Here is a 4,141-nt window from a genome sequence, read left to right on the forward strand (position 1 = left end):
GGCACAGGAACTCCTACCGATCCAGGCACAGGAACTCCTACCGATCCGGGCACAGGGACTCCTACCGATCCGGGTACAGGAACTCCTACCGATCCGGGCACGGGAACTCCGACTACGCCACCTGTTGAACCACCAGTTCCTCTACCAGAGGTACCGGTACCAGTTCCAGACCCTGAAGACAACATCATCAAAGACAACATCATCACCAGCGTAGTCATGAAGGACAAAGACGGAAACAACATTGAAGACATCCGCCCTGATCAAGGCTCGCGTGTTCAAGTTGATTTCACTTGGAAAATCCCTGCTGGACATCCTTACTCAGAAGGTGCCACCTTTACCTTCCCTCTCCCAGATAAATTTCGGACCGATCGCGTTTTGACCGGAGATCTGAACGGAGGATACGGCACCTATGAAGTAACAACAGATGGCACCATCACTTTCATTTTTAGTGATAGCATCAATGACGGTGCAGAGATCAATGACGGAACGTTCTATGTATGGCGGGAATTTGATGAGAAAAAATTTGAGGGCGGCACGAGACAGGAAATCGATTTTAAATTCGATGGCATCGCCCCGATCTCTGTCCATTTCAAAGGCAAAAACAACAATGAAATCGACAAGAACGGAAAAGCAAACAAGGGCATGAATCCTAGCCACCTCGACTGGACCGTCGATTTTAACATGAGTGAAAATCCGATTAAAGGCGCTGTCTTTACGGATGAGATTCCAAGCGGTCTGGACATCGACATGAGCTCGATTAAGGTTTTTCCATTAGAAGTTCAGTTGAATGGCTCTGTTAATCCAATGACTGAGGTAACTACCTTCACTCCTGAGAAATTGACAGAAGGAAATGGGTTCAAAATGAACTTTGGCGACATCGATGGTGCTTATCGGGTCACGTACAAGACCAACGTCACTGGTACGACAGATACAACCTACACGAATAAAGCCACTGTCACAGGAACGAACCTTCCAAAGGATTTAATCGATTCCGCAAACGTCCCTGTTCGATTCAGCCAGCCTTTGAACAAAAAAGCGATTGGCTATGATTACAACACGCAAACAATCACCTGGGCTATTCAGTACAACTACAATGAAAAACTGATCAAGCAAAGCGATGCATGGCTCGAGGATCGCTTCGATACCAGTCATCAAGAGCTCGTGAATGGTTCTTTTACCGTTCATAAAATGACCATCGGCGACAACGGAAACGGAACAAAAGACGGGGCTGCCATCAAAGGGTACAACGTAACCCCATCGGATACCGGCTTCCGCTTGGAGTTTGACCATGACGTGTCAGCAGCTTACGAAATCACCTACCAAACCAAAGCCAAAAATCGGGTCCACCAAGACAGCTACCTCGTGAAAAATGAAGTAGAGATCTATGATGGAACCAAAAAAGATGCATCCAGAGAGATCACCCAAGCAATCTTCTGGAAAAACGCCAAAAAGGAAAAAGTCGATTACCTGAATAAAACGATCGAGTGGACGCTTAGTCTAAACGAGGACAATCAGGTGATGGATGAAGTCGTCATTACCGACAGTTATGCGGGACAAGGGCTGACTCTTCTTCCTGACAAAGTAAAAATCAACGATTGGACAAAGGATTTGGAAGAAGGCCCTGACAAAGACTACACCATCTCTCCGAATCCAAAGTACGAGGAAGGATTCAAGATCACCTTCCACAAACCAGTCACAAAAGCCCTTGTGATTACGTACCTGACGAAGTTCGATCCTACTTCCAAGGACCGTCCATCCGCGTACAAAAACAAGGCTGAACTGAACTGGAAGGAAAACGGGAAAGCACAAGACCCCATCACGAAATCCGCTACTGTTAAACCAGACAGCTACACCAGCAATAACGGCAACAAAACAGGCGCATACGACGCCCGCACAAAAGAAATCACATGGACAATCGATGTGAACTATAACCTTCACAAGATTAACAACGCGATTATTCGGGATTTTTATACCGGAGAACAAACTTTTGTGAAAGACTCGTTACGAGTGCATAAATTGTTGCTTACAGGTGGAGCAGACGGCGTGAAAGTGGTCGAAGGACCAGTTGTTCCTATCAAATTCGACCCATTAACCAACGGTTTTGAACTGCATCTTGGAGAGATCGACTCGGCCTATCGCATCACGTACACAACCAGTTTGGCTGATCTCCCTGTCGGAGAAGTGTACGAAAACAATGCCACTATGCATGATAGTGACATAACAGGCACTCCACTCTATAAAGGCAAGAGGACCGTGAGACCGGCATACGGTGGGGAGTACGTCCTCAAAACAGGCGTACAGGGTACAGGAGCAGATTCAGAGTATGCAACATGGACAGTAAAAATCAATCCGAGCCAGTCTTATATTTCGGCAGGTGCTGTATTGACCGATACGCTGTCCAGCAATCAAATTCTGATGAAAGATTCCTTCAAGCTCTTTACGACAACCGTCTCTGAATCCGGTGCCTTGGCTATCGGAAAAGAAGTGGCAGTCGAGGACTACACATTAGAAGTGGTCGGCAACACCTTTAAACTGACTTTCAAAAACGACCTGCACACTGCCTACATCCTGGAGTACCGCTCCTTTATCAATGCTGATCATGGAGAAATCATCAAAAACGAAGCCTCTTTTGCAGGGAAAAAAGTTGTAGGTAAAGGTAAAGACGGACAAGATGGTGTCAAAGTCAGCTTGTCGGGCGCTGGTGGCGGAGCCGGCACACCTGGTAAAGGCGACTTGAAAATCGTCAAAACAGACGCAGATTCGAAAAAAGCATTGGCAGGAGCCACGTTTGGTCTTTACGACAAGACAGGAAATACCTTGCTGGAAACAGTCGTGACCGACGAAAATGGCATTGCCACCTTCAAAGGATACAAATTTAAAGCGTACAAGCTAAAAGAACTATCCGCTCCTGTTGGCTACGTCATCGCAGACGAGTACAGAAACGGAAAAGACATTACGTTAAAAGCTCCTGAAGGTGCTGACCCTGCCGCTCCAGTTACAATCGAAATGACCATCGGGAACAAGCTGCTCCGTCAAGGATTTGAGTTAACCAAAGTTGACGCGGAGAATACTGGCAAAACGCTGGAAGGCGCTGTCTTCAATCTGCAGGTTGAAAAGGGCGGAGCGTTCGAAACGATCGCTGAGCTGACAACCGGCTCTGACGGAAAAGTTTCCAAAGGCGATCTGGCAGAAGGCAACTATCAGCTAGTCGAAACGAAAGCTCCGAAGGGATACAAGCTGGATGCGACTCCCCTTTCATTCAAAATCGCCTCCAATCAGACAGAAATTGTGACCCTTACGAAAAAGAACGCCAAAAATATCGGGTCTGTTCAATTGCTGAAAGTGGACCACTACACCAAAGAACCACTTCCTGGCGTAACCTTTGAGCTTCAAGATGCCGACGGGAAAGTACTGCAAAGTGGACTCACAACGAATAAGGACGGTATCCTTCTCCTAGAAAACCTGAAAGCAGGATTCTACCAGCTCGTGGAAACAAAAGCCCTTGCTGATTATGAGCTTGCTGAACCACTGAAATTCGAAGTGACAGAGGAAGGAACTGCCTCTCTCACGTTGACCAACAGATTGAACCCAGGATCTGTGAAACTGACCAAAGTAAGAACAGGATACCCAAATCATAAACTCAAAGGAGCTGAATTTACGCTCCGGGATGAACATGGTCAGGTAGCCAAAGATATGAACGGTCAGGAGCTTACCAAGCTGACTACGGATGGCAACGGAGAGCTGATTGTTGAAGGACTGAATCCGGGCAAGTATGAGTTTATCGAGACAAAAGCACCTGCTGGTTATGTAAAAAGCAGCAAGCCGATCGAGTTCGAGATTAAAAGAAACCAAGTAGCTGGCGACCATGTGCTCGTCACTGTCGAAAATGACGTGACCTCCGGTGGTGGCGGCGGTGGTGGTGGCGGTGGCGGAAATCCTGATCCAAAACCGGAGCCAGAGCCTGAAAAGCCAGAACCAAAGCCAGAGCCTGAACCAGAACCTAAACCAGAGCCCGAACCGGAAAAGCCAGACAAACCGGAGAAGCCAGACAAACCAGACAAACCAGATAAACCTGGCAAACCGGATCAACCTGGAAACCCAGACCAACCTGGAAACCCAGACCAACCTGGAAACCCAGACC

1 protein-coding gene is annotated in these 4,141 nt (G+C 47.4%); it reads left to right on the forward strand.

Annotated elements, in window-relative coordinates:
• A partial coding sequence (locus tag KB186_RS28175; RefSeq protein WP_232774853.1) for a collagen binding domain-containing protein occupies window positions 1-4,141 on the forward strand: 4,141 nt, incomplete at both ends.

This window comes from Brevibacillus sp. AF8, from assembly GCF_021270385.1.
Lineage (GTDB): Bacteria > Bacillota > Bacilli > Brevibacillales > Brevibacillaceae > Brevibacillus.